Origin of the sequence: Sphingobacterium gobiense, assembly GCF_002980575.1 — a bacterium.
GTDB lineage: Bacteria > Bacteroidota > Bacteroidia > Sphingobacteriales > Sphingobacteriaceae > Sphingobacterium > Sphingobacterium gobiense.
Window position 1 is genome coordinate 705894 of record NZ_PVBS01000001.1, and the last position, 26808, is coordinate 732701.

The following is a 26808-nucleotide window of genomic DNA, read 5'->3' on the forward strand; positions in this document are numbered from 1 at the left end:
AAAATACCTAGAATTTGGGATTTTCTAGATGTATATAGATTGTAGAGATGCGTTAAAAAAAGCTGACTATAATTTTTAGTCAGCTTATGCATATTTTTATTATATAGTTTCGTTGCCTACTTCTTTACTTTGATATCACAACCGATGGCTACCGTTTTTTCTGTTTTAATACTCACGCCTTCAAGTAATGCATCTACAGCATCTTCGACATAATGAACAGATACGTCGTTAGCATCTTCGTGGTTGTCGTCAATAGCACCAATATAACGAACGATATGACTATCATTTTCTTTATTCAGAATAAAAACGTGTGGTGTTCTTAGTGCACCGTACTGAGGATAGATATTTTGTCCAGAATCTAAAAGATACGGAAAACTAAACATTTTGTCGGCAGAACGTTTGATCATAGCGTCCATATTGTCCTTTGGTGAAAGCTCCGGGTCATTGGGGTTGATTGCTATTACCGGAAATCCAGCCGCCTTATATTTTTTGTCTAAAGCATTGATACGATCCTCGTAAGCAACAGCAAAAGGGCAGGTATTACATGTAAAAATAACAATATATCCTTTTGCATCGGCATAGTCTGAGAGCGAGACCATTTTGCCGTCTACGGCCTGCAAGCTAAAATCTGTTGCCTGATCACCGATGGCATACTGTGCTATGGCACCAACATGGGCGAGTAACAATATTAAAATAAATGCGAAATTTTTCATAAAAATATTACTTTAGTTTATGTATAATATGCGTTAATCCTTCTTCTGTCAGCACGCCTGGATTAAATTCCAAAAGAGTTCCGTTTCGATAGAACCCTGTGGCGGGTATATTCCCTTGCCAATCGGGATGAACCTTTGGAATCCATTCGTTGAATCGCTTTGCATCATCTAACAAAAGCAGCTCTCCTGGCATTTTATACCTCTTTGTAACTTTCGCTACTTCTTTTATATTGATAAGACGATCTAAGGAAACAAATATAATATCGAGATCTGCCGATTCTCTATACTGATTAAACACGGTTACAAAGTGTGGAATCTCTTCGATGCACGGAGCGCACCAAGTGGCCCAAAAATTTACAATGGTTAGTTTATCAACCTTTTGATCAATGATCTCTTCCATTTGTTCGTATTTAACAGTTTTAATATCTTGAGCAGATAGACTTGAAACGGTCAATACAACGAACAAAGTAATGCCTTTTAGTTTTCTCACTCCCTCATTTTTAGTTCTAACCTTACAATTACAACAGACAAACCCATTTTTTGTTTACATGTAATTAAGGAAATACAAGACGAAATCTATAAATAACAAAATCCCGAAGCGGGGAACTCCGGGATTTGTATTAACAAATTTTAACAGTTGATTAATCCTCTTCGCGGATATTTTGTCCAAGAAATATTTCATTTTTTTGATCGGAAGACAGACTAAGGAAGCGTTCATATTGTTTTAATACATCACTAATAATCTCGTCTTTCGTGAAATACTGAATGTCATAGCCTTTTCTGCTATCGCCGAAGTACGTCCGTGGGATGTAAGTTCGCTGGTGCTCTATATCCGGTGCATTGTCTTCATTTCGGAAATAATCGGAAACTGCCGTTTCGACGTTTTCCACCCCATACATGAAGTCAGCCATATTTTCGTGCTGTATCTTAATTTCTACGTGATGAGGTGATTCCGTTAGAGAGCTTTCAACCGTTGCAATAATACCATTTCCCTTAAAGGCTTCGGCCAGCTGTTCGAAAGCTACTTTTACGGTTTTGGACAGAAACTGATTAATGTCGCTCTTACCGTGGTATGAGATAATCCTATCCAACCGCTCTCTCCAATAAGTTCCCGACCAACTGCTGGTCGAGTGAGATAAAGGTCGCGTATAATATTCATTATCAATAAACAATCCTTTTACCAGGCTGTAACAAAAAAGCAGCATGATGATGGCAAAAGGTAAGGCGGTAATCAACGTCATCGTTTGAAGTGATTGGAGTCCTCCTGCATTAAGCAGTACCAACGCCACGAGGGCCAGCATCGACCCCCAGAAAACTAGTTGCCATCTAGGCGATTTCATTGCATTCTTCGTAGAGATATTGTTCATCACGAAAATCCCTGAGTCTGCCGATGTAATAAAAAAGATAACAAGAATAATGATAGCAAACAAACTGATTACTGGGGTAAGGGGGAGATACTTGAAAAATTCGAAAAGAAGAACGTCAGCGTTGTTAGCTACTTTAGTAAGAGCGCCCTGCGCCGTATGCTGGTCTAACCAAGTAGCGCTGTTTCCGAAGAAAGTCATCCATGCAAAGTTAAACAGCGTGGGGATAACAAGTACAGCACCAATAAATTCACGTATGGTACGACCTTTGGAAATTTTGGCAATAAATAACCCTACATAGGGCGACCAGGAAATCCACCATGCCCAATACAGAATAGTCCAATTAAAGAACCACTCCTTATGTTCCGGTTCGTATGTATGTGTAGCAAACGTAAGATTAAAAAATTCATTGATATAGTATCCCAGATTTTCTGAATAGCTCCCTAATAGATAAACCGTTGGGCCAAATATTAGGACGAACGTCATCAGCGCGATAACGGCTACAATATTGATCTGACTTAAGAACTTTACACCTTTAGCTACACCAGTTGTTGCCGATAAAACTGCGATGGTCATCACAATGATAACAAGGATGATCTGCGAACGAAAGGTAACCTCGTCCATTACCCCAAGGTAAACCAAACCGGCACTTAACTGCGAAACGCCAAAACCAAGACTGGTGGTGATTCCAAAAAACGTACTACACAGTGCGAACATATCGATAATATCCCCGCCTTTACCGTCTATTTTCTCTTTCAAAATAGGGTAAAAGCAACTTCTGAGCGATAAAGGCAATCGGTATCGGTAGGTAAAATATGCCAGACTTAAGCCCACGATGCCGTATATGGACCAAGCATGTATTCCCCAGTGAAAAAATGTATACAACTCTGCGTTTTTAGCCCGTTGTATGGACGAGGCCTGTCCAAAGGCCGGATCAGTATAATGCGACATAGGTTCTGCTACGCCGAAATACATGAGGCCAATTCCCATTCCTGCTGCAAATAGCATCGATATCCAGGAAAAAAACGAAAATTCGGGTTTGGAATCGTTAGTACCAAGCTTGATGCCGCCGTATTTACTAAAAAATAGGAAAAGGAGAAAAAAGACAAACAAGGTTACTACCATTACATACAACCAATTTAGGTTCACGAACAGCAAGTTCTTGACAATGGATAGATAATATTCTGTACGGTTAGGAAAGAACACAGATAAAATAGTTACACCAAATATAAATATAAGGCTAGGTATAACAATTCCCGGAAGGAATGTCGTTTTGCTTTTTTTTAACATATTTGATTGTCTATAGTATATTAAATAGTTATTTGATAAAATTGTTTTATTACACTATTCCTATTTTTGAACTTTTTTGAACCCGGCTTTTTCCTCCTAGCAACTGCTCGGTTCATTGAAAAACAGCTCGAATATAACTCTTCAGAACAAACCTAAATAAATTCAATTTTATATGCAATATAATTGCGTGAGCATATGAAATGAATTGTTCATAAGGCGTATACCTTCAAAGGCATTCATGAGCGCTACGCGGTTTATTTCGCTCTCCTCTGCTATTGAAGAATTATTTTATAGAGGAAATATAAAAAATCCTGGTGTACGGGGCACCAGGATTTAACTCATAAACCAAGTGTAAATTACGCAATAATGGCCATTTCCTTTTCAATTGCTTCCTGTGTTTGCGGACTAACCGGGACAAGTGGCAATCGGACTTCATCTGTTGTAATAATCCCCTGTTTTTTAAGGATATATTTCGCCCCACAAGGATTCCCTTCAATAAAACATAGATCGGTAATCTTCAGTAAAACATTATGTAATTCCCGGGCTAATGTATAATTGCCATCTGCACATTCCTTTACTAACGTTGCAACTTTTTTAGGGTAGGCATTTCCGACAACAGAAATAACGCCCACAGCCCCTAATGCCATCATAGGCAGTGTCGCTGGATCATCTCCAGAAATCAATAAAAAATCGCTTGGCTTATCTCGCATAATTTCGCCGAACTGGGCGAAACTGCCCGAAGCTTCTTTAATAGCGACAATATTGCTACATGCTTTTGCCAAACGGATAGCTGTGGTTGGTAAGATATTGCTACCCGTTCTTCCCGGTACATTGTATAAGATTATCGGAAGTTTGGATACTTCCGAAATAGCTTTATAATGTTGATATATACCTTCTTGTGTGGGCTTGTTATAATAAGGCGAAACGGAAAGAATAGCACAATAACCGCTTATAGAAAACTGATCAACTTGTCTTACAATTTCTCGTGTGTTATTGCCACCGATACCCGCCACAAGGGGCAGTCGCCCTGCTACATGTGTAGATGCAAACTCCCACACTTGTTTTCGCTCTTCGGCATCTAGTGTGGCGGTTTCTCCTGTTGTACCTAAAACGACCAAATAATCCATACCCTCTTTGATCTGATAATCGATTAGATTGCCTAACGATCCATAATCAACTGTTCCATCCGTGTTAAAAGGTGTCACCAATGCTACACCCGCTCCCTGAAGCTCATTCATTATATTATATATTATGCTATATTTTTATTTGTTTTGATCAATCATTTCCAAAATTTCCTTATCCGAAATAAGGGGTATTTTCAATTTTTCTGCCTTCGCTAACTTTGATGGCCCCATTTTATCACCTGCTACTAAGTAATTTAATTTAGCCGAAATAGAAGATAGCATTTTTCCGCCATGCGACTCAATGAGCTGTGCCAATTCTTCTCGCGAAAAATCAACAAATACCCCGGAAATAAGAAATGTCTTTCCTGCTAAGTTTTTGCCAGCCAATACTATCTCCCTTTCTTCAATCTCAAACTGTAAACCCGCGGCCTTCAGTTTGCTTATTTCCAATAGATGTTGCTCACTGTGGAGATAATTATATACACTCTCTGCGATACGTATTCCAATATCTTGCACGTTCGCAATTTCCTCTACACTAGCTTGCACTAAGTTATCTAAACTTTTGAAATGCAAAGCTAGTTTTTTTGCGATCGTTTCACCAACGTGACGGATACCTAAAGCAAAGAGAACTTTTTCAAAAGGTTTACTTTTCGAGTTTTCGATACCGGTCAGCATATTGTCAATAGACTTTTCGCCAAACCGTTCAATGGACTTCAATTCTTCCCGATGTTCTTTTAACGAATAAATATCACTGATATTACGTAGAATACCTAAGGAATAAAACGTTTCCATTGTTTCATTTCCCATTCCCTGTATATCCATCATTTTACGACCAATGAAGTGTTGTAGCTTACCAACGATCTGTGGTCTACATCCGGTTTCATTAGGGCAATAATGCACGGCTTCACCTTCCTGCCTCACAAGTGGTTCATGGCATTCAGGACAGACTGTTGGGTATACAACAGGAGAGGTGCCGACAGCACGCTTTTCATTATTAACACCGATTATTTTTGGAATGATTTCCCCCCCTTTTTCCACATATACCGTATCACCTTCATGCAAATCTAATCGGTCAATTTCATTGGCATTATGCAGAGACGCTCGTTTTACTGTTGTTCCTGCTAACAACACAGGTTCAAGATTTGCTACAGGGGTGACAGCACCCGTACGACCAACTTGATAGGTAACGTTTTTCAATAATGTCTCCACGCGTTCGGCCTTATATTTATAAGATATCGCCCAACGGGGTGATTTTGCAGTGAAACCTAGTTCTTCCTGCTGCGCATAGTCATTTACTTTGATGACGATACCATCAATATCGTAGGTCAGCTGGTGACGCATCTCTTCCCAAAAATCGATAAAAGCTAGTATTTCATCTATATTCTTGCACAATTTTGTGTGTTCACATATAGGAAATCCCCAGCTTTTAACCGCTTGAATACTTTCCCAATGGCTGTCGAAAATTCTGTTTCGATTATCCGCATACAAAAAATAAAGAAAACAGTCCAGTGGACGTTTAGCGACTTCCTTTGGGTCTTGTAATTTGATGGTGCCCGAAGCAAAATTGCGCGGGTTTGCATAGGGTTGTTCACCGTTTTTCTCCCGCTGCTGATTCAGCCTTTCAAAAGCGGCATGATGCATAAATATTTCACCGCGTATTTCAAATAAATCGGGATAACCATCCGTTTTCAACGAATGAGGGATACTCCGAATCGTTTTGACGTTATTGGTAACCTCATCTCCCTGTGTACCGTCGCCACGAGTCACGGCACGGACAAGCTTGCCTTGCTCATAGGTGATAGAGATAGAAAGCCCATCAAATTTCAATTCACAGACATATTGCACGTCATTTCCGACAGCTTTGCGAACACGTTCATCAAAATCACGCAATTCCTGCTCATTATAGGTATTACCTAATGAAAGCATCGGCCAGCGGTGTTTTATCGTGTTGAATTTATGCGTAATATCCCCACCCACCTTTTGTGTTGGAGAATTAGGGTCTTTAAATTGCGGATATTCTTCCTCCAGAGCCTCCAATTCTTTCAGTTTTATATCAAACTCATAATCTGATATAACGGAATTGGCAAGTACATAATATTGATAATTATATTCCTTCAACTCTTGTGCCAGTCGTGCTATTTTTTCCTGAATATCTGCAAGCATAGTGGACAAAACTAGATAAATTTAGGTGTATGCGCAAAATTAAACATTAATAAAAGTTCTTGTTGTTCAATTGGGAAAACTTCCGCAGTTTATTAACGTAAAAATCCCAGACAATAGATTTTTTATACAGCCCCGTCCGGTTTTCCTTTACAGCGTAGCGTTTTCTCTTTTTGGCATTCTTGAAGATGTTAAGAAAAATGTACTGATGCGCTCTACTGATAGCCCAGGCGTCACGTGGTTTGCCATCGATAAGAAACTTGATCAATGCTAATAGGTCCAACCATAGACGTATAAATATGACCCACCAACAAGCGAAAAAACCGGCATTCTTTTGTATCATCAACAGGTTGTTGCGAAAGTTAAGATAGGTCTTTTTAGGGTTGCTGGCGTTTAACGTTCCGCCACCTACATGATATACAGTAGAGTCTGCAACGTAACCAATACGATATCCCATCCGTTTAAGTCGCCAGCATAAGTCAATTTCTTCCATGTGCGCAAAAAAATCGTCGTCAAACCCGCCAGCTTCTTGCCATACGTCGGCACGAATGAATAATGCCGCGCCCGTTGCCCAGAAGATTTCCCGATTATCGTCGTATTGCTGTCGATCAGATTCCACCTTGTGGAATAACCTGCCTCGGCAGAATGGATATCCAAACTTATCGATAAATCCGCCACCTGCTCCGGCATGTTCAAAGATTCCTTTATCATGATAGGCCAGAATTTTAGGCTGTGCGGCGACCATATTAGGTTCTGTTTCCAAATAGCGAACAACAGGTAATATCCAATTGGGTGTGACTTCCACATCAGAATTTAATAATACATAATAATCAGCTTTAACATGCTTTAATATTTCATTATATCCGCCTGCGAAACCGTGGTTTTTATCGTTTTTGATAATTTTAATAGACGGATACGTATCCTGCACAAAAGATACGGAGTCATCAGTAGAACCGTTGTCGCCAACGACGAATTCGATATTAGGATAGGTGCTATTATAGATATAAGGAAGGAATTTCTCTAGGAAAAACTTCCCATTCCAGTTTAAAATAACAACGGCGACTTTGGGGTAATGTGTCATATTCTGCGTTTTCTTTTCCAACGTCTGTGTGTCCACAACCAGTATTCCGGCTGTCCTCTAATTATTTGTTCTGTAAAACGATTATGTAGTTGTGTAATTTCATGTTCTTGATAATCGTCCGGATTCTCAACCAAAGTTGTGAATTTACAAAAGTAATGCCCCCGTTTTGTCTTTCGTCCGATATGGCAATAAACAACCGGGTTCTTAGTTAATCGAGCAATACGTTCAGTACCTGTGTAAACCAATGTTTCTTGATTCAAGAACTCCATAAAATAATCGGAATCTTGATAAGTTGGGGTCTGATCCGCAACAAACATACTGATATAAGGCATATCTTTTAACCGTACCACATGACGTAAGATTTGTTTCATTGGAACCATTGTAGCACCAAAGCGACGACGTAGCCCATTGTAAACCTCATTGAAAGCTTTATCATTAAGAGGTTTGTAAATCACAAGCCGTGGGTTATTAGTCATAAGAGAAAGGCTATAAATACCCAACTCCCAGTTCCCGTAATGTGCCGTTACACCGATTACACCCTTATTATCCTCAAAATGTCGATATACTTCTTCCGGGTTGAGGAGTTCTATACGTTCTAGGACTTGCTCCGCCGACATGGTTCGCATTTTAATCGCCTCGATTACTAAGTCTGGAAAAAAGCGATAGAACTTCTTTGCTAGTTGGTATCGCTCCTGTTCCGACTTTTCAGGAAATGAATTTTTCAGGTTATCAAATACCACGTGCTTCCGATATCGAATAACATAGAAAAGAACATAATACAACGCGTCGGATATACCATATAATATCCAAAAAGGTAATAACGAGAGCATATATAGGAGTACGTCTATACTTCTTTTTCTCATCTCCAAAAATTTGCTTTCATGTGCGATGAAGCTATCTTTCTCATGAATACGGTCAATTCTAAATCTCCTCAACCCTAGTACAGGGTTATTTATAGAGAAAATTCCCTAAATAAGTTTATTTTTGCCTAAATTAGTTAAAATACATGGAATCACAGTTGCTTTTACCTGCTTTTTATTTACCTGCTGTCAGTTATTTTCATATCATTCAACAAAATGAGCAACCGCTACTAATTGAACGATTTGAACACTACCCAAAACAAACCTATAGGACACGTGCAAAAATAGCAACTGCAAATGGCGTGTTAAATCTTATTGTTCCTATTTTACATGGGGAAAATGAGCATGTTCCTGTGAGAGATATTCGGATTAACTATGACTTTAACTGGCAACGTCTACACTGGCTTAGTTTACAGACTGCATATCGTAGTTCGGCATATTTTGAATATTATGAAGATGATTTCTATCGATTTTATGCGAAAAGGTATGACTTTCTCTTGGATTTCAATATCGAACAATTACAACTGCTGTTGAAATGCTTGAAAATAAATCGTCCTATTACGTTTACACAAGCTTATACTTCCCGAATAGAACCCGTGGATTACCGGGAAGCTATCCATCCTAAGAAACCAAGCCTATTGGAACGTCCGAAACCCTATTATCAGGTATTTGAGGATAAACATGGTTTCTTGCCCGATCTTAGCGCAGTTGATCTTCTATTTAATCACGGTCCGCAGAGTAAAAGTTATTTGTAGTCATCGCGAAACATTTTGTTGGAGTTGCTTGTTGTATAAAGGCAATACAATTATTTCATGAAAATATTTTTTTCACTTCTTTTGCTATGTGCGGGCTGTCTTATGTTATCTGCACAGACAGAAGTAGACAGCTTACACCATCGTAAGATTTACTATATGGGGGGGACAGGGCTATCTTTTCCATTGGGAAAATCAAAGAACGTACTGGGAACAAAGCTATTTTCAGGGAGTGCCGGTCTCGATATTGCTTTAAAAGACAGTCGCTATTTTCTTAGTCCCACACTCTATATGTTGGCATTTCGTTATGACCAGCAAAAACACGATCCCAAATACAATTATATCATAGAGAATGGTCGAACTAATTTTTATATGCTTAGCCTAACGGCCGGGAGAAGATACCAATATAAGCGTCTGAATACCTTTGCCTATATCGGCCCAGTAGCGGGGTTAATTGTGGAGCCTAGAGGAAATATAGTTGCCGAAAAACTGCGAATGTCTAATAAAAATTCACTGACTGTTGCGGGAAAAGTAGGTATGGGAGCAGATTATAAATTTCCGGGTTTTTTCATTGGGGGAGAAATAGGTTATATGTATAATTTCAGAAAAATTGAAGGTAATCCTATACAGTTTCTAACGATAATGTTTGGACTAAAATCTGATATTACACGTTTAAGTGAAAAGGTTACCGGAGTAATCGGTATTGAAACCTATAAAGATTAGCGTATGTACGGTATTTATAAGTTTAAACGGATAGGATACATTCTTCAGGTATTATCCAAACACGGTTTGGAAGAAGTGGTGTCACGTTCAAACATCGACCGGATTATTCCAGACAGCTTCCTGTTATGGAATACGCATACGCGTCGGATTTTTGAAGATAATTTTAATGTTCGTGTACGCGCTGCTATCGAAGAACTAGGACCTACCTTCATTAAGCTTGGACAACTTCTTAGCAATAGGGCGGATATTGTCCCGCGTGATTTAAGACAGGAACTGGTAAAGTTACAGGACGAAGTACCTACAGATATTATCGATATAAAAGCAAAACTTCAGGAGGCATTCGATATAAACGTCGACGAACATTTTGAACATATTGATGAGATCCCCATCGCTGCTGCGTCTATTGCACAAGTGTATCGTGCAGTGCTAAAAGATGGAACGGTAGTCGTTTTAAAGGTGAGAAGAAAAGGAATAAGTGATATCGTTCATGCTGATTTAGATTTTATACAAGATTTGGTAAAGCTACTTCGTGACAAATACGAAGTTATTCAGAAAATCAACCTTTATGAAGTCGTTCAATCATTTGCCAACTCTTTACTCAACGAACTGTCCTTTACAAATGAGTTAAATAGCATCGAACGCTTTCGTCGAAATTTCAATGGAAATCATACTATCTACGTACCTAAAACATACCGGGCGTATTCCAACGATGAGATATTATGTATGGAGTACGTGGAAGGAATTAAAGTGAACGATATCAGCGGACTTCATTCTTACGGCATTTCGCCCGGAACCATTTTACAGAATTGTTTGGATTTGTACCTGGAGCAAATACTCCAACATGGTTTTTTTCATGCCGACCCGCATCCGGGAAATGTGTTTGTCAATAAACAAGGACAGGTAGTATTTATAGATTTTGGATCGATGGGGTTCATGATACCACGTGATCGTGATATTATTGAGGCTATGGTCATCAACTTTTTAATGAACGACGCTAAGGACCTTATTCGCAATGTTAAAAAACTAGCAGTGGTTCACCATATCGAAGACGAACGTCAGCTAGAACGTGATGCTTTTGAAATTTTTCAGATGATCGAAGAAAATGCGTTGGACGATATTGATATCGCTGTTATGTTCAGGAAATTAAATAAGATACTACAATATAACAGCATTTTGCTTCCGGATTTTGTCTATGTTCTGTTACGCGGAATTTCCTTGCTGGAAGGTACGGGGAGGCAACTCGATGCACAACTTAATATCCCGCAAAGTATCAAACCATTTGCTACGAAAATAGCAAAAGAGAAGACCTCTGCCGATTATCTAAAAAAACAACTTTTGGAAAAAGGTAAGTTTATAAAAGAAGTACTAACGGAGGTGCCGCAAGATTTGATTACCCTATTAGAGAAAGCCAAATCGGATAAGTTGACACTGAATCATAAAATTCAAGATTTTGACCGTATGCAATTGATTTTTCACCGGATAGGAAATAAATTCTTACTTTCTATATTAGCTATGACATTCGGTGTGGGCGCGAGTATCTTAGCGCATGGCAGGGTAGGTTATATACTGTTAGGGGTCCCGATTTTGTCTTGGCTCGGGTTTATAGCCAGTTTTGTGTTATCTACTATACTCATAATATACCTGTTACGTAGTAAATAGCCTGTTTTTTATTTACAAAGTTTTCTTAACTTCATCTTTCAATACAAACATTATGAGACATTTCATTCTATTTTTCGCCTTCCTGTGGGCTACGCACGCTGGCTATACGCAGAACATTCGTTATGAAACTATTGAAAATATAAGCTATGTTAATGAAAATGAAGTAGCGTCGGATTATGCGAAGGAACAATGCAAACTAGATATACATTACCCTACGTCGGGCGAAAATAAGCCTATTGTGCTTTGGTTTCACGGTGGAGGGTTGACGGGCGGCAAAAAAGAAATCCCCACTTTCCTAAAAGAAAAAGAACTTGTAATAGTCGGTGTAGGCTATCGACTGGCTCCGAATGTAAAGGTAGAGGATATTATCCGGGATGCGGCTAAAGCGACATCGTTTGTCGTTCAAAATGCCGACAGGTATCGAGGAGATACATCCAACGTATTTATTTCAGGACATTCCGCGGGAGGTTACCTGGCCTTGATGTTATCGTTGAATAAAACATATTTGGAAGCCGAGGGATTCGACGCCGATAAATTGGCAGGGATAATTCCGTTCAGTGCACAAACCATCACACATTTTACTGCTCGTAAAGAACAAGGAATAAAAGAAGAGCAACCAATAATTAACGAACTGGCTCCTTTGTTTTGGGTGCGAAAAAATGCGCCTCCCATTACGTTGCTGACCGGCGATCGCGAACTCGAAATGTTGGGTCGTTATGAAGAAAATGCCTATTTAAAACGCATGTTATCCATCGTCGGACACAAGCACGTAAAGCTCTTGGAATTTCAAGGATATAACCATGGTATGGTGTATCCCGGACTTCCTGTTTTGATAGAGGAGATAGGTCGCTTAGTGAAAGAAAGGAGGTGAAAACATTTTATCTGTGTCATTAATTTCGCGGATCACACGGCATGGATTCCCCACCGCGACGACGTTGTCGGGAATATCTTTAGTAACAACCGATCCCGAACCAATTACGGTATTCTTACCAATGGTAACGCCTGGATTTATAACCGCATGCCCACCAATCCAAACATTGTCACCGATGGCAATAGGTTTTGCAAATTCCCAACCTGCTATACGAGGCGCGGGATGCACAGGGTGTCCGGCAGTGAAAAGCGATACATTAGGTCCTATCATTACATTGTCGCCGATAGTTACGGGAGCACAGTCTAAAACGATGAAATTGTAGTTTGCGTAGAAATTATCGCCCAAAAAAATATTATAACCATAATCACAACGGAACGGAGGCTCAATAAAAAAGCGGCTGGTAGTCTTGCCAAACAATTTCTTCAGTATCTGATTTCGCACTTTTATTTTGGATGGTTCAAGATTGTTATACTGAAAAAGTTGTTCCTTTGCGTATTGACGTTCGACCATCAGCTCTTTTGCTGTTGCTCGGTAAAACTCACCTGCAATCATTTTTTCTTTTTCTGTTTTTTCCATTTTAATACGAAGATAACTTTTTTTTCCGACCCTAACCAGTTCTTAAAAAAGGAACAGAATAATTAAAGAACACCTTTTAATTTTACGTTATTACAACAGGATAATAATTGCGTATAAAACCAAATTTATCTAAGTTTGAAAGAAACAAGAAAACGACTAATATGATATTAGAACAGTTAGAACCGAAGTCGGTATGGGAGTATTTTGAAGCATTAAATGCCGTTCCGCGGGCGTCGAAGAAAGAAGAGCAGGTTATTCAATTTATGTTGGATTTTGGAGCTCGTTTGGGATTGGAAACTGTACAAGATAAAGTGGGCAACGTTATTATCCGCAAAGCGGCTACCAATGGAATGGAAAATCGCAAGACGGTTGTTTTACAAGCTCATGTAGATATGGTTCACCAAAAGAATAACGATACCGATTTTGATTTTGACACAAAAGGAATTTCGATGTTCATCGATGGTGATTGGGTGAAGGCAAATGGCACTACATTGGGCGCGGATAACGGGGTTGGTGTAGCTGCTATAATGGCCATTTTAGCATCGGAATCTATTGCTCACCCCCCTTTAGAGGCACTGTTTACGATAGGTGAAGAAACGGGAATGACGGGAGCAAAGGGATTACAAGGCAACTTACTGAAAGGAGAAATTCTATTGAATCTCGATACAGAAGAAGACACCGAAATTGACATCGGCTGCGCCGGAGGAGTGGATGTTACGGCTCGTCGCACCTATATCCCGGAAAAAATTTCGAATGAGGTTGTCTTTTATACATTAACGGTGAAAGGATTGCACGGTGGACATTCGGGGATGGAAATTCACAAAGGTTTAGGCAATGCCAACAAAATCATCAATCGTTTATTGTATAGTTTGCTGCCGTTGGATATCCGTTTAGCTAGTATCGATGGAGGTGGATTGCGTAATGCTATCCCGAGGGAAAGTGTGGCTGTTTTTGCCGCCGACGAAACGACAGATGACCTGGTTTTATCGGTAGTGGAACAAGAGAGCGCAGCTATAAAGCAAGAATTCACAACAGTGGATAATGATCTCGAAATCACGCTAAAGCGCCGCGAAAAGCCTTCCGCTGGCGTATTACCCGTAGACATACAGACAAAATTGATCCAGACGCTCTATGCAGCACCAAACGGCGTTTATCGGATGAGTGCCGATTTTGATAATTTGGTGGAGACATCGAATAATATTGCACGCGTGAAAGTCGGCGGAGGGAAGATCACAGTTAAATGTTTGACACGTTCATCTGTTGAATCGGCTAAAGTTGATTTGGCGAATGCAATAAAGTGTTGTTTTGAATTGATGGATGCCGAAGTTAGCTTTTCGGGCGATTATCCTGGCTGGACGCCCAATCCTTCTTCTGAAATCCTTAACGTATTGAAATCAACCTATACAAACTTATTTGGAGACGAACCCCATGTCGTAGCTTGCCATGCTGGCCTGGAATGCGGTATATTGGGAAGTCATTATCCCCAGATGGATATGATCTCGTTTGGTCCGACCATTTTAGGGGCTCACTCACCACAAGAACGCGTATCGATATCGTCCGTGCAAAAATTCTGGCGATTCTTATTGGAAATCCTGAAACAGATTCCGGTAAAGTAGGTTTCATTAAGGATGGGTTAGTACTAAAGTGTGAACCATGATCTTAAAAGGACAAAAGAAAGTGTCATTGGTACTTGGTGGCGGCGGAGCACGAGGTCTTGCCCATATCGGTGTCATCCGGTGGCTAGAAGAACAAGGCTATGAGATTGATGAGATAGTCGGTTGTTCGATTGGTGCACTCGTGGGTGGCGCCTACGCGATGCGGCGCCTTCCGGAATTAACAGATTGGATGAAGACCTTAACGCGAGCACAGATCTTTAAGCTTATGGATTTCTCCAATCCACGCTATGGCCTTCTAAAAGGTGAGCGTGTATTGCATACCCTGCACGAGGTATTCGATGATGTCAATATCGAAGATTTAAATATAGGTTATACCGCTGTTGCAACAGATTTAAAAAACGAACAAGAAGTCGTCTTTCGGAAGGGGAGCATCTATACCGCAATCCGCGCCTCTATTGCTATTCCGGGCATATTTAGGGGGGTCGCTCAGTACGATCAATTTTTAGTGGATGGAGGGGTATTAAACCCCTTACCATTAAATTATGTGTCCCGAGAAGGAAATATGATTGTCGCTGTAAGTCTGGATGGTATACCTCTTAAAGATGAACCAACATCGGCGACGAATTTTACGGCGAGAGCACTAGTGGTTGAATCCTATTACGCAATGCGACGTCGATTGAGTTCGTTAATGCTGCAGCTTTATAAGCCTGATTATGCGGTATGCATTCCCCATAATGCAGCCGAAATCTGGGAATTCCATCGTTCTGCTGAATTGATCGACGTAGGTTACGAATTGGCCCGCACGGTAATTAAATCCGATTCATAAACTCCTTTATCGCCGCATTAAATTCTGCTGGCGCTTCTAAATTGGGCAAATGTCCGCACCTTGCTATCTCCATAAGCTGTGCCGTTGGAATAGCCTCTTCTAAGTCCTTCATATCCTGTAAGGAGGTAATCCTATCATCGCCTCCGCGAATTAGCAGGACAGGAACGTTAATGTCTTTTAATGTATCGCTTGTGTCCGTTCTAGCGGCTAATGCTAACAAAGTTGAACAGATGCTTCGTATACTATTTCGGCGAATGGCGCTTTTGATGTATTCCACTGCCTCTGGTCTTTCTAAAACGCTATGTGGTGAAAATACGTTTTCTACAAATCCAATAGAAAACGGCCTACGTCCGTAGTTTAGGATGGCCTGTATGCTATCAAATCTTTTCTGCTTCGCCACATTGGTATCGGCCTTACTATGTGTATCGGCCAAAATGAGGCCAATGATTTTCTCTGGAAATAGCTGGTAGGCACGTAAAGCTATATACCCACCCATCGAAATACCACAGAACACAGCTTGTTCTATATGCAGTTTTTCCATGAAGACCCGGAGATCCTTTGCGAAAACATCGATGGAGAAGAATCCGTGCCCACTGGTTGTCAGCCCATGTCCGCGAATGTCTAACGCAATTACTGTGATATCTTCCGGTAGGGCTTCCAACTGATCACGCCACATGTTCTTGTTAAATGGGAAGCCATGTAAAAATATAATGGTTTTATTTGATGTTGTTGTCGTTTTTCTGATAAGATAGGAGATGCTGATATCTCCGATTCGTATTTTGTTGCTCTTTATTAAGCGATCGGTCATGTGGTAAAAATTAATGTTTATGTAATTATTTTTTAATCAGCAATATATATACCACGACGCTATTTTGATTGCATTTTTTTTGAAAATAATTTGGAAAAAAGGAAAAAGTAGCGATATTTGCATCACCAAAAGCAACGATCAAACGTTGTTATCGACATAAAAAGTCCGCGCTTGTAGCTTAATTGGATAGAGCACCTGACTACGGATCAGGAGGTTAGGGGTTCGACTCCCTTCAAGCGCACTTTTTACTATCTTCTTAACCTGATGGTATATTTAGAAAAACCTAGTTCACGCAGCATCCTTTGTGTTTTTAACTAGACCTATTCCCGAGGAAAAGAAGATTAATGCTATAACACCGATAACAGCGAGTGCTATATAATCTGTATTTTGGTTAATCAATTCGTAGCCTGTGTATACTAACCCGATAACGCCCAAAATAGTTAATATCGTTCCAAATATTCGTTTTACATTCATGATCTTTATTTTGATAATTAAACAATATTTATATCCGAAAGGTTTTAACGCGCTATAATATATTGATTTATTACTAGACTAAACAGCAATAAACCAACTACAAAAAGCAGTCCTATATCTTCTATCTGGCGTCGGAAAATCTGATATTGCAACTGAATGTAGTATTTCATTTCTCTTTGTTTAAGACAACTCTTTTTTGTCTTGTGTACTCTTTTCTGTTCCAAACAAATACTGATAAATGAGTTCAGGGCTTTTAAGTTCTCCGCCGTTTTTGTTTAGTTCATCGGCATATTCCAAGATCGATTCACATCCAGATTTAGTAAAAATTTTTCTCAAATCTCGATCTCCTGATATATCATAAGTAAGAAAGGCATGCATACGATCGAGCATGAGATATTTCGTGTCCAAGCGCTCTAGCTGTGTCAATTTTTTCAATTTATTCCCTTCCGGTGTACCCTCGTTGGTTAAAAATAAGAAGGTCCGTATTAACCATTTATCCTCATGGAGGGAAACCACAAAATAGCCCACTTTGAAGGGGCCAATGCAACATTCAAGTAAAATGTGTCTCTTTCTTACCACGGTTCTAGGTTGGTCTTGCGAGAAGATAAATCCGAGAAAAGTTTGGACATATCCCCGTGGAAATAACGCGCGTTCTTCAAAGCGGTCAAGTGCATGTTGTTGGGCATAGAGGGGTAAAGCGATCTCGTTTTCGACATCTGTAATCCCTAGTTGGCTAGGTTTGACCATCAGCCAGTCAAATTGGTCTACACGCGTTTTCCATGGGGAACGATCTTAATAGGAGGGTAGCGGTGTACATATAATAGTCGCAGGCTACTTTCGGGCAGAAGTTCAAAGTAGCCCATGCACACCATCTTCTCACAGATCGTCCGGAGGCGGTGGTAAAAAACCCGGCGGTGTGCCAGTTTCTTTTGGGCTAACGATGTTTTCCTCTTGCTGGATTTTGCCATCATTTATCGGTTTTTTTGGCGCTTTCTACGGTTTCGTATATCCATTAGGATGTAATACAGCCTAAATATAGCAAACTCTATGGAATTATCCTAGCTGAGGATGATCTGCTGATGGAAAAGCCGGGCCTTGTAGTATTCTCTTTCAGGGGGCCGTGTAATAATAGCAAGCCGGCAACGGTTTAGCCATAAAAATAATTATTAATTTAGTATTGTATTTAAATTATTTCAATACTAACCATATTTAAGTCAGGTTCAGCGACAGAAAATTGCCTTGAATTTTACTGAAAACTAGAAAAGCTACATCATGAAAAACCAAACTACCTTCAGACCGCCTTATTTATTTTTGATGGTTTTAATAAACTTACACCTTACAAGCGGATGCAAAAAAGAAGACCAGTGGGTGGATGCTGTTGTATTGGACTATGGAAGCCCTGCGGTTGACGGATGCGGTTTTGTATTGGAAATTGATGGCAATATTTTCTTTCCTGTTAACCTTGAAGAAAGTTGCCAAATAGACAAAAAAGAGATTAGATTACAATATAGCCTCTTCAAAGAGATGCAGACATGTGGATTTCCTCACTCTGGGATTGAATATCAAAAAATTAGCGTTAGGGACATAAGGGATAGATAAGAAGATGCCCATCGGCATATTGAACTTTGTTCTGGACCGTTCATTTGACGCAGTGTCTCAGTTTTGGACGGATTAATTAAAGGAAGAAGTTTGTTTTAAACACTAATTTTATGGCGTCGTTGCATTTAGGGGATTATATTCGTCGAAAGCGCGAAGAGTTGAAAATTTCACAGGAGGCAGTAGCGTTTCAACTGAATATGTCGCAAGCGGCTTATTCTAAAATAGAGCGGAATGAAACAAAACTTAAGGTAGAGCAGGTCTACGCGATCGCCGATTATTTTGGACTCAGTGTTTATGAATTGCTTCCACCGTCACTGGCGTCCGACATCACTGGCGAGAATATATTTGGGCTAATTTGGCAATATCTCAAACTTTTATTTAGAAGAATTTTTTCTCCTTCCAAGAAACAGACCTAATCTTAATTATTGTTAAATTCTTTGCTTTTTTTTGTTGTCTAACAATCATTTTTTGATATACACGTTTTGTTATAAAGCTGAATTTGATTCATGAAGCCTTCGAGATTAGCTGTTTATGTTTCGGATTTACAACGCATGACGGGGCAAAGCGAACGCAATTGCCGAAGACTGCTCAACAAAATCCGTGATTTGTTCGGGCTGGAAAAGCGACAGTATGTAACGATCTATCAAGCTTCAGAGTATACGGGGATGCCTGTATCGGAAATGATTCGTTTCATGAAATAGCTTGATAGCCGCAAAAAAACCGACCCTAGGCCGGTCGAGGCAGCAAAAAGACTTTTATCGCGACAACAGGATGGTTTGTCGCGATTTTTTTTGGATGACTAACTGTCCTTTCCTCAACACGAATAGTCCTTTCCTCAACACGAATAGTCCTTTCCTCAACACGAATAGTCGTTTCCTCAACACGAATGCCGCGGTCGTCAACAGGAATAGTCGTTTCCTCAACACGAATGTCGCGGTCGTCAACAGGAATAATCCTTTCCTCAACGCGAATGGTGCGGTCGTCAACAGGAATAATCCTTTCCTCAACGCGAATGGTGCGGTCGTCAACAGGAATAATCCTTTTCTCAACGCGAATGGTGCAGTCGTCAATACGAAATAATAAACAAAGAGCCCAAAAGCATGCAAATCGGTCAATATATGCCAAATACGGTCAAATCCGGACAAATGTAGACAAATAGGTCATAAACGGACAAATCGGACAGGCCTCATTTTTTTGCTTTTTACTTTTGAACCATACAGCCTCGGATATGCTGTAAGTAACAAATTGTAGGATGTAATAAAAGTAAAAATGAGGATACTGAAACCACCATAGGAATGAGAATAATGGCACAGGATGGAGCCGAGGAAAACAATAGTAGAAAAAAATAATATTATCAATAATAAAAAAGTAAGAATGAAATACACAAGAGCATTAGGTGAAACGCCCAAAGGAACGGGCGACACTGAAATTTTAAGAAGAGCTGGAGCGGTTCTGGAGGCAATGATCGTCAATGAAGAAATCTTTCCGGATCCGTTGCCTTCCTTAGAAGCGTTGCAGGCAGCTAAGGATGCTTACGAATCGAGGCTGGCAATCTCGAGCAAGACACGAGGTTTACAGGATATCAGTTTAAAAAATGAAGCAAAGGCTGCTTTAGCCGATACCTTGCAAAAGCTGGCCTTCTATGTCAATACGGTAGCGGATGGACACCTGCCTACACTTTACGCGTCGGGATTCCGAATTACTTCGCCGGCAATTAAAGGACAAGTTCCCTATTCGCCATCGTGGATAAAAGGTGGAGATGGACACCTCAGCGGTTCGGTGAGTGTCGATTTTCAAAAAGTGAATGGCAATAATGTAGCATACGAATATGCTTATGCCGTGACAGATGATCTGGATGGTATACCGGAGTGGGGGGATATTATCCATACGCGGACTACCAGAAAGAATATCATTGATGGGTTAATCCCTAGAACAGTCCTGCACATTCGGGTGCGTGCAGTAAACGCCAATGGTGTAAGCGAGTGGACCCCACCGATTAAACACATTGTTCGATAAATAGGAGGACAACACAAGAAGAGAAAAGCATCGGGCAACCGATGCTTTTTTAAAACGCTTTACTGATACCCCAGTAGCTTCATCACTTGCTTGGAGTTCTGCTCTTCCCCAAATACCTCAAAATTGAACGTCTCGTCTCGATTTCTACGAACGAGGACGTGTTTCGGTGAAGGAAGCAGGCAATGGTGAATGCCACCATATCCACTAAGCACATCTTGATAAGCACCCGTGTGAAAGAAACCCAAGTATTGCACTTTACGTGTTTTGGGCATAAAGATAGAATCCATGTGTGCCTCTTGGCTATAATAATCTTGGCCATCACAGGTAATACCTCCCAGATTCACCCTTTCGTATTCGAAATCCCAGTTATTTATTGGCAGGAGTATATATTTCTGATTCAATGCCCATACATCGGGTAGGTTGGTAATAAAAGATCCATCAATCATAAACCATTTTTCCCTATCGTTCTGCAGTTTACGGCCGAGGACCTTATACAGAATACCCGATGCTTCGGCTACTGTATATTTTCCGAATTCGGTGATGATATCCGGTTCCATCACTTCGTGATGGGCGCAGATTTGCTTAATACGATTAACAATTTCATTCACCATATATTCGTAATCAAAATCGTGTACCAACGAATCTTTGAACGGCATCCCGCCACCGATATCCAAGGTATCAAGATCTGGATTTACTTTTTTGAATTTGCAATATAAAGTCACATATTTCTCCAGCTCGTTCCAGTAATAGGGCGTATCAGAAATACCGGAATTGATAAAGAAGTGCAGCAGTTTTACTTTGAAATTGGGGTTGTCTGCAATCTTGTTGTTGTAGAAATCAATCACATCTTCCGAACGGATACCTAATCGCGAGGTATAAAATTGGGCATCGGGCTGCTCCTCCGACGCGATACGAACCCCCAAAGCACAAGGTTCGTCCAGTTCAATTTCGTCATCATAAAGATTAAACTCTTCTTTATTGTCCAAGACAGGGATAATATTGGTATACCCATCATGTATCATATCGATGATATACTGTTTATATTGATAGGTTTTGAACCCGTTACAGATCACGGTAATATCCTTGGACACGGTTCCGGCACGTTCCAATGAATCAATCATCGGCATATCGAAAGCAGATGACGTTTCGAGGTGAATGTCGTTCTTTAGCGCTTCTTCAACAATATGTTTAAAATGCGAGGATTTTGTACAATAGCAATATTTGTACGATCCCCGGTAGTCATTTTTTAAAATCGCTGTTTGAAATAAGATTTTCGCCTGCTGAATTTTTTTACTGACGATAGGTACATAGGTAAAACGTAAAGGCGTGCCATATGTTTCTATCATCTCCATCAAATTCAAATCATGAAAATACAATTCGTCGTCGATAATCTCGAATCCGTCTTGCGGAAAACCAACACTTAAGTCAAGAAATTCCTGATAGCTTTGCATTTTTTATTATTTTTGGCAAAGATATACTTTCATGATGAATACCTTACTATAGAGGTTTATATTTTTCCAATTCATTATCAGAAAGTTATAAAAATTACGAAATAATTACATGGCTAATTCTATACAAGAGACTTTAATTGCACAGACGATTAAAGCAGTACAGGAACTTTATAAAGCGGATATTCCTGAATCGCAGGTAACTTTGCAGGAAACCAGAAAAGAGTTTGAAGGGCATATCACTGTAGTCGTTTTTCCTGTGACACGTTTCTCTAAAAAATCACCGGAACAAACTGGGAATGATATCGGAGACTTCCTTCAACGTACTGTGCCCGCTATATCTGCTTTTAACGTAATTAAGGGCTTCTTAAATATCAGCTTCGCCGATCAGTATTGGGTAGGGTTGGTTAACACGAAGTTGATAGATACATCTTTTGGCATATTCCCTTCGAATGGAAAAAAACTGATGGTGGAATATAGCTCGCCGAATACCAATAAACCCCTTCATTTAGGACATATCCGAAACAACTTATTAGGGTACTCCGTTTCAGAGATTTTAAAGGCTTATGGCTATGATGTCGTAAAAGCCAATCTTGTCAACGACCGCGGTATCCATATCTGTAAGTCGATGCTTGCCTGGCAGAAATACGGAAATGGGGAAACACCTACATTATCAGGGCTGAAAGGTGATCATCTGGTAGGTAAATACTATGTTGTCTTCGATAAAGAATACAAAAAGGAAATTGACACACTGAAAGCGCAGGGACAGACAGAAGAGGAAGCGAAGAAAAATGCACCCTTAATAAAAGAAGCGCAAGCGATGCTCCAAAAGTGGGAAGCTGGTGAGGAGGAGGTTATCGAATTATGGAAGACGATGAACGGATGGGTATACGAAGGGTTTGAGAGAACTTATAAACAGCTGGGAGTAGATTTTGACAAGTTTTATTATGAATCGAACACGTATCTGCTAGGAAAGGATATCATTCAGGAAGGATTAGATAGCGGTGTCTTCTTTCGAAAAGAGGACAATTCGGTGTGGATTGATTTAACGGATGAGGGGTTAGATGAGAAACTGGTGTTACGAGGTGATGGTACATCGGTGTACATTACGCAGGACCTGGGAACAGCACAGCTCAAATATGACGAATTTAAGATGGAAGAATCTATCTACGTCGTAGGAAATGAGCAGGATTATCATTTTAAGGTGTTGTTCTTAATTTTAAAGAAATTAGGAAAGCCTTGGGCAGAAGGACTCTTCCATTTATCGTATGGTATGGTCGATCTGCCGTCGGGCAAGATGAAATCGAGAGAGGGAACGGTTGTCGATGCGGACGACCTGATGACAGAAATGATCGCAACCGCTAAAGCGCGTACCGAAGAATTGGGAAAAACCGAAGGACTGGATGAAGAGGAAAAATCTTCATTGTATAATACCATCGGCATGGGCGCTTTAAAATACTTTTTGTTGAAGGTAGATCCTAAGAAACGTTTGCTTTTCGATCCGAATGAATCCGTCGATTTTCAAGGACATACGGGGCCGTTTATCCAATATACACATGCGCGTATTAAATCGGTTTTGCGTAAAGCATCTTATGATAAATCGCTAGCGTTGGGCAACCCAACGGATCTCTCTGTTTATGAACAGGATTTAATACAAGCTTTAAGTAGATTTCCGGAAGTATTGGAAGCTTCAGCGAAGGAATTTTCGCCGGCCCAGTTGGCCAACTATGCCTATGAGCTTGCGAAGCTCTATAATAAGTTTTATCATGAAGAAAGCATCATAAAAGCTGAGGATAATACGGTCAAGAATTTCCGTTTACACTTGTCGGCGATAGCAGCGCGGATTATTTCGGAAAGTATGCGGTTGTTAGGCATTGAGGTGCCGGAGAGAATGTAGGTTTTTCTTTTCTTTTTCTCCGCGAAAAAGAAACAAAAAGCTCGCCGCTGGGAATCTTTGCATAAGGGTGAGGTGCAAAGGCAAGTTTTTACAGATGCAAAGTTTCCAAGGCGGCATTTAGTGTTAATAAAGGGTACAACAAATTGACTATAAATCAAAATATTATGGAATCTATGCAAACCAAATATAAAATAGGTTTAATCGGCTTTTCAATAGGTGGGCAGGTATTTCATGCGCCTTTTATAGCAGGAAATCCGTCACTTGAGCTTTATAAAGTAACCGCTAGAAAACCTGAACAGCAACAAGTTTTATCGAATAAGTACCCGTCGGCTATCGCGGTGCAAACGGTAGATGAAATTATCGATGATCCACGGGTGGATATTGTTGTGGTGGCAACTTCTAATGATGTGCATTACCCATTGACAAAAAGAGCGCTGGAAGCCGGGAAGCATGTCGTGGTAGAAAAGCCATTCACCAATACGACAGCGGAAGCGGATGAATTGATAGCGTTAGCCAAACAGAAAGGACGGATATTAACGGTTCATCATAATGCTAGGTTTCATTCTGACTTTAAGACGGTTAAAAAGATTATCGAAAGCAAGAGATTAGGACCGGTCGTTAACTACCAGGCGCGTTTTGATCGTTTTAGAAACTTTCTGCGGGAGGGTGCGTGGCGGGAGCAAGATTTGCCGGGTTCTGGTATTCATTATGATTTAGGAGCCCATCTAATAGATCAGGCCCTGCAACTTTTTGGAAGACCCGATGCTGTTTTTGCCGATTTACGAAAGCAGCGAGAACACGCCAAAGCAGTGGATGATTTTGAGTTTATATTAAGTTATCCAACACGTAAGGTATCTTTATTTGGGCAGATGCTTGCAAAAGAACCCACTCCTCGGTTTGCGTTGTACGGTTTAAAGGGTTCGTTCGTAAAGCCAGGAGTAGATCCGCAGGAAGCGCTATTGCGTAATGGTGTATTACCGCACGAAGAACCAAACTGGGGGGAGGAGTCGGAGCATACCTATGGCATATTGAATATCGTCGAAAACAGACAGGATATACGGGAAACTATTCCCAGTGAAACGGGAACAGGTCAGGATTTTTATAAAAATTTGGTAGCGGTATTACATGATAAAAGTGAGTTAATTGTTACACCGGAGCAGGCACGTGATGTTATCCGTATTCTAGAAGCAGCAGAACAATCTTGGAAAGAACAGCGAGTTATTCCCCTTAGGGACCAATTGATAGCGTATTAATGGATTACGATGCGATCATAATCGGTGGAGGAGCTTGCGGGTTGATGTGTGCGGTACAGGCGGGACTGTTAGGCAAACGCACATTGGTTCTGGAAAAAAATGACAGAGCTGGCGCAAAGATATTAATTTCGGGAGGTGGACGCTGTAATTTCACCAATTTATATACCGCACCGGAAAATTTTATTACGGAAAACCCTCATTTTTTGCACACTGCTCTTTCGCGATGGACGGTAGACGATACGATTTCTTTTTTTGAGAATTTCGGTGAAATTCAAGGTCAGGAAAAAACACTCGGCCAACTTTTTCCAAAGTCGAATAAAGCAAAAGATGTTGTCGCTGTATTCACGAAACTGATGTATGATACCGGACAGGACATTTGGCTGCAAACCGAGGTTAAATCTGTCGAGAAACAGGAAGAAGGGTATCTAGTGTCCTTTGTACGACAGGGAAACGAGCAACAGCTTTTTTGTAAGAATGTCGTTTTTGCTTCCGGAGGTTTACCTGTCGCTAAACTAGGTGCTTCGGATTTTGCTATAAGGTCGGCTCGTCAATTGGGCTTATCCATCGTGGAAACGGCACCGGCACTTGTTCCGCTGACTATAACAGGAAAGGATGCGCCATGGTATGCATCTTTAGCTGGGAGCAGCGTCTTTGCCCGTGTCTACAACAACAGAATCAGTTTTGAAGAGAACATACTTTTTACCCACTGGGGATTGAGCGGCCCGGCTATATTACAGATATCGTCTTATTGGCGCGCCGGCGAAATGTTTACTATAGATCTGTTGCCTAAATTCCGTTTGAATGAACTGATCAAAAATGAACGGACGGCAGGAGGGAAGCGGACTGTCGGACAATTGCTGAACGATTATTTTACTAGAAAAATGGTAGAAGCCCTAGGAAAATATCTTCCGATCGATCGGAAGATTGCCTCGCTCAGTAAGGCCGGCGCTAAATTAATCTATGATACGATACATGAATTTAGGGTAAAACCAGCAGGTGATAAAGGCTATGATAAAGCGGAGGTGATGCGAGGTGGTGTGTCGACGGATGAGCTTAACCCGCGTACGCTAGAAGCAAAAAAACAGCCGGGGCTTTATTTTGGCGGTGAAGCAGTAGATGTTACTGGATGGCTTGGAGGCTATAACTTTCAATGGGCTTGGGCTTCGGGATATTTGATTGCTCAGAACCTATAGGAAGTGAATTAATTCCGCCACCGCTTCAAGGATGGGTGGTTTTTCCCCGCAACCTCATATAATTTTCGTAACTTTGCATCGAAGCAAACTGGTTCTATCGCTGTCGCATCTTCGGATGGGAGAGAGGAAAGTCCGGGCAACATAGAGCAACACGCTTCCTAACGGGAAGGCTCTTACGTAAGTAGGAGACAGAAAGTGCCACAGAAAATATACCGCTCCGACTTGTCGGAGTAAGGGTGAAAACGTGAGGTAAGAGCTCACGGTCTTGCATGGCGACATGCATTGCGGTAAACCTCGTGTGTTGAAAGACCAAATAGGTTACGAAACTTGAAGGCTGCTCGTCTTCTTCCGACCTTTCGGAATTCGTAATGGGTAGGTTGATCGAGCTTGTGTGCAAATGCAAGCCTAGATAAATGATAGAAATCCACTCGCTTTAAGCGATGGATACAGAACCCGGCTTACAAGGTTTGCTTCTTTTATAAAATAGATAGTTTATTCACCAAGA

At 40.6% G+C, this 26808-nt stretch carries 26 protein-coding genes, 1 tRNA gene and 1 other RNA gene; 15 read left to right on the plus strand and 13 right to left on the minus strand.

Features of this window, described 5'->3' with window-relative positions:
* Positions 1-116: 116 nt before the first annotated feature.
* The 7 genes from C5749_RS03170 to C5749_RS03200 all read right to left on the minus strand — a co-directional run bounded on the left by C5749_RS03170 (position 117) and on the right by C5749_RS03200 (position 8667).
* Positions 117-713 (minus strand): thioredoxin family protein, encoded by a 597-nt coding sequence (locus C5749_RS03170; RefSeq protein ID WP_105722936.1) that lies wholly within the window; start codon positions 711-713, stop codon positions 117-119.
* Between the two features lie 7 nt (positions 714-720).
* Entirely contained in the window at positions 721-1203 is a 483-nt protein-coding gene (locus C5749_RS03175; protein WP_105722938.1) for a TlpA family protein disulfide reductase, read from the minus strand.
* Between the two features lie 151 nt (positions 1204-1354).
* Positions 1355-3367 (minus strand): BCCT family transporter, encoded by a 2013-nt coding sequence (locus tag C5749_RS03180; protein ID WP_105722940.1) that lies wholly within the window; start codon positions 3365-3367, stop codon positions 1355-1357.
* Between the two features lie 356 nt (positions 3368-3723).
* Positions 3724-4605, minus strand: coding sequence for a 4-hydroxy-tetrahydrodipicolinate synthase (dapA, locus tag C5749_RS03185; protein ID WP_105722942.1), 882 nt, complete (start codon positions 4603-4605; stop codon positions 3724-3726).
* 24 nt (positions 4606-4629) lie between these two features.
* Positions 4630-6654, minus strand: a complete 2025-nt coding sequence (gene ligA / locus C5749_RS03190; protein ID WP_105722944.1) for an NAD-dependent DNA ligase LigA — start codon at positions 6652-6654, stop codon at positions 4630-4632.
* A gap of 46 nt (positions 6655-6700) precedes the next feature.
* Entirely contained in the window at positions 6701-7732 is a 1032-nt protein-coding gene (locus C5749_RS03195) for a glycosyltransferase family 2 protein (RefSeq protein WP_105722946.1), read from the minus strand.
* On the minus strand, positions 7729-8667 hold the full coding sequence (locus C5749_RS03200; protein ID WP_245893599.1) for a lysophospholipid acyltransferase family protein: 939 nt from the start codon (positions 8665-8667) through the stop codon (positions 7729-7731). Before C5749_RS03200 ends, C5749_RS03195 begins: the two co-directional genes overlap by 4 nt.
* A gap of 71 nt (positions 8668-8738) precedes the next feature.
* Between C5749_RS03200 and C5749_RS03205 the strand changes: the two genes are divergently transcribed.
* From C5749_RS03205 to C5749_RS03220, 4 genes are read left to right on the plus strand one after another with little or no spacing between them, the layout of a single operon-like run.
* Complete coding sequence (locus C5749_RS03205; RefSeq protein WP_105722950.1) at positions 8739-9347, plus strand: WbqC family protein; 609 nt, start codon at positions 8739-8741, stop codon at positions 9345-9347.
* Between the two features lie 57 nt (positions 9348-9404).
* Positions 9405-10067, plus strand: coding sequence for a hypothetical protein (locus C5749_RS03210; protein ID WP_105722952.1), 663 nt, complete (start codon positions 9405-9407; stop codon positions 10065-10067).
* Positions 10068-10070: 3 nt separating this feature from the next.
* A complete protein-coding gene (locus C5749_RS03215) occupies positions 10071-11726 on the plus strand; it encodes an ABC1 kinase family protein (RefSeq protein ID WP_105722954.1) in 1656 nt (551 codons plus the stop codon).
* 52 nt (positions 11727-11778) lie between these two features.
* Positions 11779-12597, plus strand: coding sequence for an alpha/beta hydrolase (locus tag C5749_RS03220; RefSeq protein ID WP_105722956.1), 819 nt, complete (start codon positions 11779-11781; stop codon positions 12595-12597).
* Here C5749_RS03220 and C5749_RS03225 read toward each other — a convergent pair.
* Positions 12577-13173: a sugar O-acetyltransferase gene (locus C5749_RS03225; protein ID WP_105722958.1), complete on the minus strand. Its 597-nt coding sequence runs from the start codon at positions 13171-13173 to the stop codon at positions 12577-12579. The genes C5749_RS03220 and C5749_RS03225 overlap by 21 nt on opposite strands.
* Before the next feature lie 161 nt (positions 13174-13334).
* On the opposite strand from C5749_RS03225, the gene C5749_RS03230 reads away from it, so the two are divergent.
* Together C5749_RS03230 and C5749_RS03235 are read left to right on the plus strand one after the other, a co-directional pair.
* Complete coding sequence (locus C5749_RS03230; protein ID WP_105722960.1) at positions 13335-14789, plus strand: aminoacyl-histidine dipeptidase; 1455 nt, start codon at positions 13335-13337, stop codon at positions 14787-14789.
* Between the two features lie 37 nt (positions 14790-14826).
* Positions 14827-15615: a patatin-like phospholipase family protein gene (locus C5749_RS03235; protein ID WP_105722962.1), complete on the plus strand. Its 789-nt coding sequence runs from the start codon at positions 14827-14829 to the stop codon at positions 15613-15615.
* Here C5749_RS03235 and C5749_RS03240 read toward each other — a convergent pair.
* Entirely contained in the window at positions 15599-16423 is an 825-nt protein-coding gene (locus C5749_RS03240) for an alpha/beta fold hydrolase (RefSeq protein ID WP_105722964.1), read from the minus strand. The two genes, C5749_RS03235 and C5749_RS03240, sit on opposite strands and share 17 nt — an antisense overlap.
* Before the next feature lie 167 nt (positions 16424-16590).
* Here C5749_RS03240 and C5749_RS03245 point away from each other — a divergent pair.
* Positions 16591-16664, plus strand: a tRNA-Arg gene (locus C5749_RS03245).
* A 47-nt stretch (positions 16665-16711) separates the two neighbouring features.
* Here the strand turns inward: C5749_RS03245 and C5749_RS03250 are convergent.
* Together C5749_RS03250 and C5749_RS03255 are read right to left on the minus strand one after the other, a co-directional pair.
* On the minus strand, positions 16712-16897 hold the full coding sequence (locus C5749_RS03250; RefSeq protein ID WP_105722966.1) for a hypothetical protein: 186 nt from the start codon (positions 16895-16897) through the stop codon (positions 16712-16714).
* Positions 16898-17077: 180 nt separating this feature from the next.
* Positions 17078-17644 (minus strand): hypothetical protein, encoded by a 567-nt coding sequence (locus C5749_RS03255; RefSeq protein WP_105722969.1) that lies wholly within the window; start codon positions 17642-17644, stop codon positions 17078-17080.
* Between the two features lie 525 nt (positions 17645-18169).
* Here C5749_RS03255 and C5749_RS03260 point away from each other — a divergent pair.
* The 3 genes from C5749_RS03260 to C5749_RS03270 all read left to right on the plus strand — a co-directional run bounded on the left by C5749_RS03260 (position 18170) and on the right by C5749_RS03270 (position 19197).
* Positions 18170-18496, plus strand: coding sequence for a hypothetical protein (locus tag C5749_RS03260; RefSeq protein ID WP_105722971.1), 327 nt, complete (start codon positions 18170-18172; stop codon positions 18494-18496).
* 110 nt (positions 18497-18606) lie between these two features.
* Entirely contained in the window at positions 18607-18912 is a 306-nt protein-coding gene (locus C5749_RS03265) for a helix-turn-helix domain-containing protein (RefSeq protein WP_245893600.1), read from the plus strand.
* Between the two features lie 90 nt (positions 18913-19002).
* On the plus strand, positions 19003-19197 hold the full coding sequence (locus tag C5749_RS03270; RefSeq protein WP_105722973.1) for a hypothetical protein: 195 nt from the start codon (positions 19003-19005) through the stop codon (positions 19195-19197).
* A gap of 25 nt (positions 19198-19222) precedes the next feature.
* Here C5749_RS03270 and C5749_RS19705 read toward each other — a convergent pair whose 3' ends face one another.
* Positions 19223-19621, minus strand: coding sequence for a hypothetical protein (locus C5749_RS19705; RefSeq protein ID WP_105722975.1), 399 nt, complete (start codon positions 19619-19621; stop codon positions 19223-19225).
* Between the two features lie 249 nt (positions 19622-19870).
* On the opposite strand from C5749_RS19705, the gene C5749_RS03280 reads away from it, so the two are divergent.
* Positions 19871-20512 carry a fibronectin type III domain-containing protein gene (locus C5749_RS03280; RefSeq protein ID WP_146113669.1) on the plus strand — a complete coding sequence of 214 codons (642 nt, stop codon included), beginning with the start codon at positions 19871-19873 and terminating at the stop codon, positions 20510-20512.
* Positions 20513-20571: 59 nt separating this feature from the next.
* On the opposite strand, the gene C5749_RS03285 is transcribed toward C5749_RS03280, so the two are convergent.
* The gene (locus C5749_RS03285; RefSeq protein WP_105722978.1) at positions 20572-21963 is read right to left on the minus strand and encodes a type III PLP-dependent enzyme domain-containing protein; all 1392 of its coding nucleotides are present in this window, start codon (positions 21961-21963) and stop codon (positions 20572-20574) included.
* Positions 21964-22072: 109 nt separating this feature from the next.
* Between C5749_RS03285 and argS the strand changes: the two genes are divergently transcribed.
* The 4 genes from argS to rnpB all read left to right on the plus strand — a co-directional run bounded on the left by argS (position 22073) and on the right by rnpB (position 26780).
* Positions 22073-23857 (plus strand): arginine--tRNA ligase, encoded by a 1785-nt coding sequence (gene argS / locus C5749_RS03290; protein WP_105722980.1) that lies wholly within the window; start codon positions 22073-22075, stop codon positions 23855-23857.
* Between the two features lie 173 nt (positions 23858-24030).
* The gene (locus C5749_RS03295; RefSeq protein ID WP_105725163.1) at positions 24031-25110 is read left to right on the plus strand and encodes a Gfo/Idh/MocA family oxidoreductase; all 1080 of its coding nucleotides are present in this window, start codon (positions 24031-24033) and stop codon (positions 25108-25110) included.
* Complete coding sequence (locus tag C5749_RS03300) at positions 25110-26303, plus strand: BaiN/RdsA family NAD(P)/FAD-dependent oxidoreductase (RefSeq protein ID WP_105722982.1); 1194 nt, start codon at positions 25110-25112, stop codon at positions 26301-26303. The genes C5749_RS03295 and C5749_RS03300 overlap by 1 nt, the downstream gene beginning before the upstream one ends.
* A gap of 81 nt (positions 26304-26384) precedes the next feature.
* Positions 26385-26780, plus strand: an RNA gene (gene rnpB, locus C5749_RS03305) — RNase P RNA component class A.
* Positions 26781-26808: the final 28 nt, after the last annotated feature.

Bases quoted from the DNA above. Each gene is read 5' to 3' on its own strand.
- C5749_RS03170 (WP_105722936.1), bottom strand. From the start codon at position 713: ATGAAAAATTTCGCATTTATTTTAATATTGTTACTCGCCCATGTTGGT.
- C5749_RS03180 (WP_105722940.1), bottom strand. From the start codon at position 3,367: ATGTTAAAAAAAAGCAAAACGACATTCCTTCCGGGAATTGTTATACCT.
- dapA (WP_105722942.1), bottom strand. From the start codon at position 4,605: ATGAATGAGCTTCAGGGAGCGGGTGTAGCATTGGTGACACCTTTTAAC.
- ligA (WP_105722944.1), bottom strand. From the start codon at position 6,654: ATGCTTGCAGATATTCAGGAAAAAATAGCACGACTGGCACAAGAGTTG.
- C5749_RS03195 (WP_105722946.1), bottom strand. From the start codon at position 7,732: ATGACACATTACCCCAAAGTCGCCGTTGTTATTTTAAACTGGAATGGG.
- C5749_RS03205 (WP_105722950.1), top strand. From the start codon at position 8,739: ATGGAATCACAGTTGCTTTTACCTGCTTTTTATTTACCTGCTGTCAGT.
- C5749_RS03210 (WP_105722952.1), top strand. From the start codon at position 9,405: ATGAAAATATTTTTTTCACTTCTTTTGCTATGTGCGGGCTGTCTTATG.
- C5749_RS03215 (WP_105722954.1), top strand. From the start codon at position 10,071: ATGTACGGTATTTATAAGTTTAAACGGATAGGATACATTCTTCAGGTA.
- C5749_RS03220 (WP_105722956.1), top strand. From the start codon at position 11,779: ATGAGACATTTCATTCTATTTTTCGCCTTCCTGTGGGCTACGCACGCT.
- C5749_RS03225 (WP_105722958.1), bottom strand. From the start codon at position 13,173: ATGGAAAAAACAGAAAAAGAAAAAATGATTGCAGGTGAGTTTTACCGA.
- C5749_RS03230 (WP_105722960.1), top strand. From the start codon at position 13,335: ATGATATTAGAACAGTTAGAACCGAAGTCGGTATGGGAGTATTTTGAA.
- C5749_RS03235 (WP_105722962.1), top strand. From the start codon at position 14,827: ATGATCTTAAAAGGACAAAAGAAAGTGTCATTGGTACTTGGTGGCGGC.
- C5749_RS03240 (WP_105722964.1), bottom strand. From the start codon at position 16,423: ATGACCGATCGCTTAATAAAGAGCAACAAAATACGAATCGGAGATATC.
- C5749_RS03250 (WP_105722966.1), bottom strand. From the start codon at position 16,897: ATGAATGTAAAACGAATATTTGGAACGATATTAACTATTTTGGGCGTT.
- C5749_RS03255 (WP_105722969.1), bottom strand. From the start codon at position 17,644: ATGGTCAAACCTAGCCAACTAGGGATTACAGATGTCGAAAACGAGATC.
- C5749_RS03260 (WP_105722971.1), top strand. From the start codon at position 18,170: ATGAAAAACCAAACTACCTTCAGACCGCCTTATTTATTTTTGATGGTT.
- C5749_RS03265 (WP_245893600.1), top strand. From the start codon at position 18,607: ATGGCGTCGTTGCATTTAGGGGATTATATTCGTCGAAAGCGCGAAGAG.
- C5749_RS03270 (WP_105722973.1), top strand. From the start codon at position 19,003: ATGAAGCCTTCGAGATTAGCTGTTTATGTTTCGGATTTACAACGCATG.
- C5749_RS03280 (WP_146113669.1), top strand. From the start codon at position 19,871: ATGAAATACACAAGAGCATTAGGTGAAACGCCCAAAGGAACGGGCGAC.
- C5749_RS03285 (WP_105722978.1), bottom strand. From the start codon at position 21,963: ATGCAAAGCTATCAGGAATTTCTTGACTTAAGTGTTGGTTTTCCGCAA.
- argS (WP_105722980.1), top strand. From the start codon at position 22,073: ATGGCTAATTCTATACAAGAGACTTTAATTGCACAGACGATTAAAGCA.
- C5749_RS03295 (WP_105725163.1), top strand. From the start codon at position 24,031: ATGCAAACCAAATATAAAATAGGTTTAATCGGCTTTTCAATAGGTGGG.
- C5749_RS03300 (WP_105722982.1), top strand. From the start codon at position 25,110: ATGGATTACGATGCGATCATAATCGGTGGAGGAGCTTGCGGGTTGATG.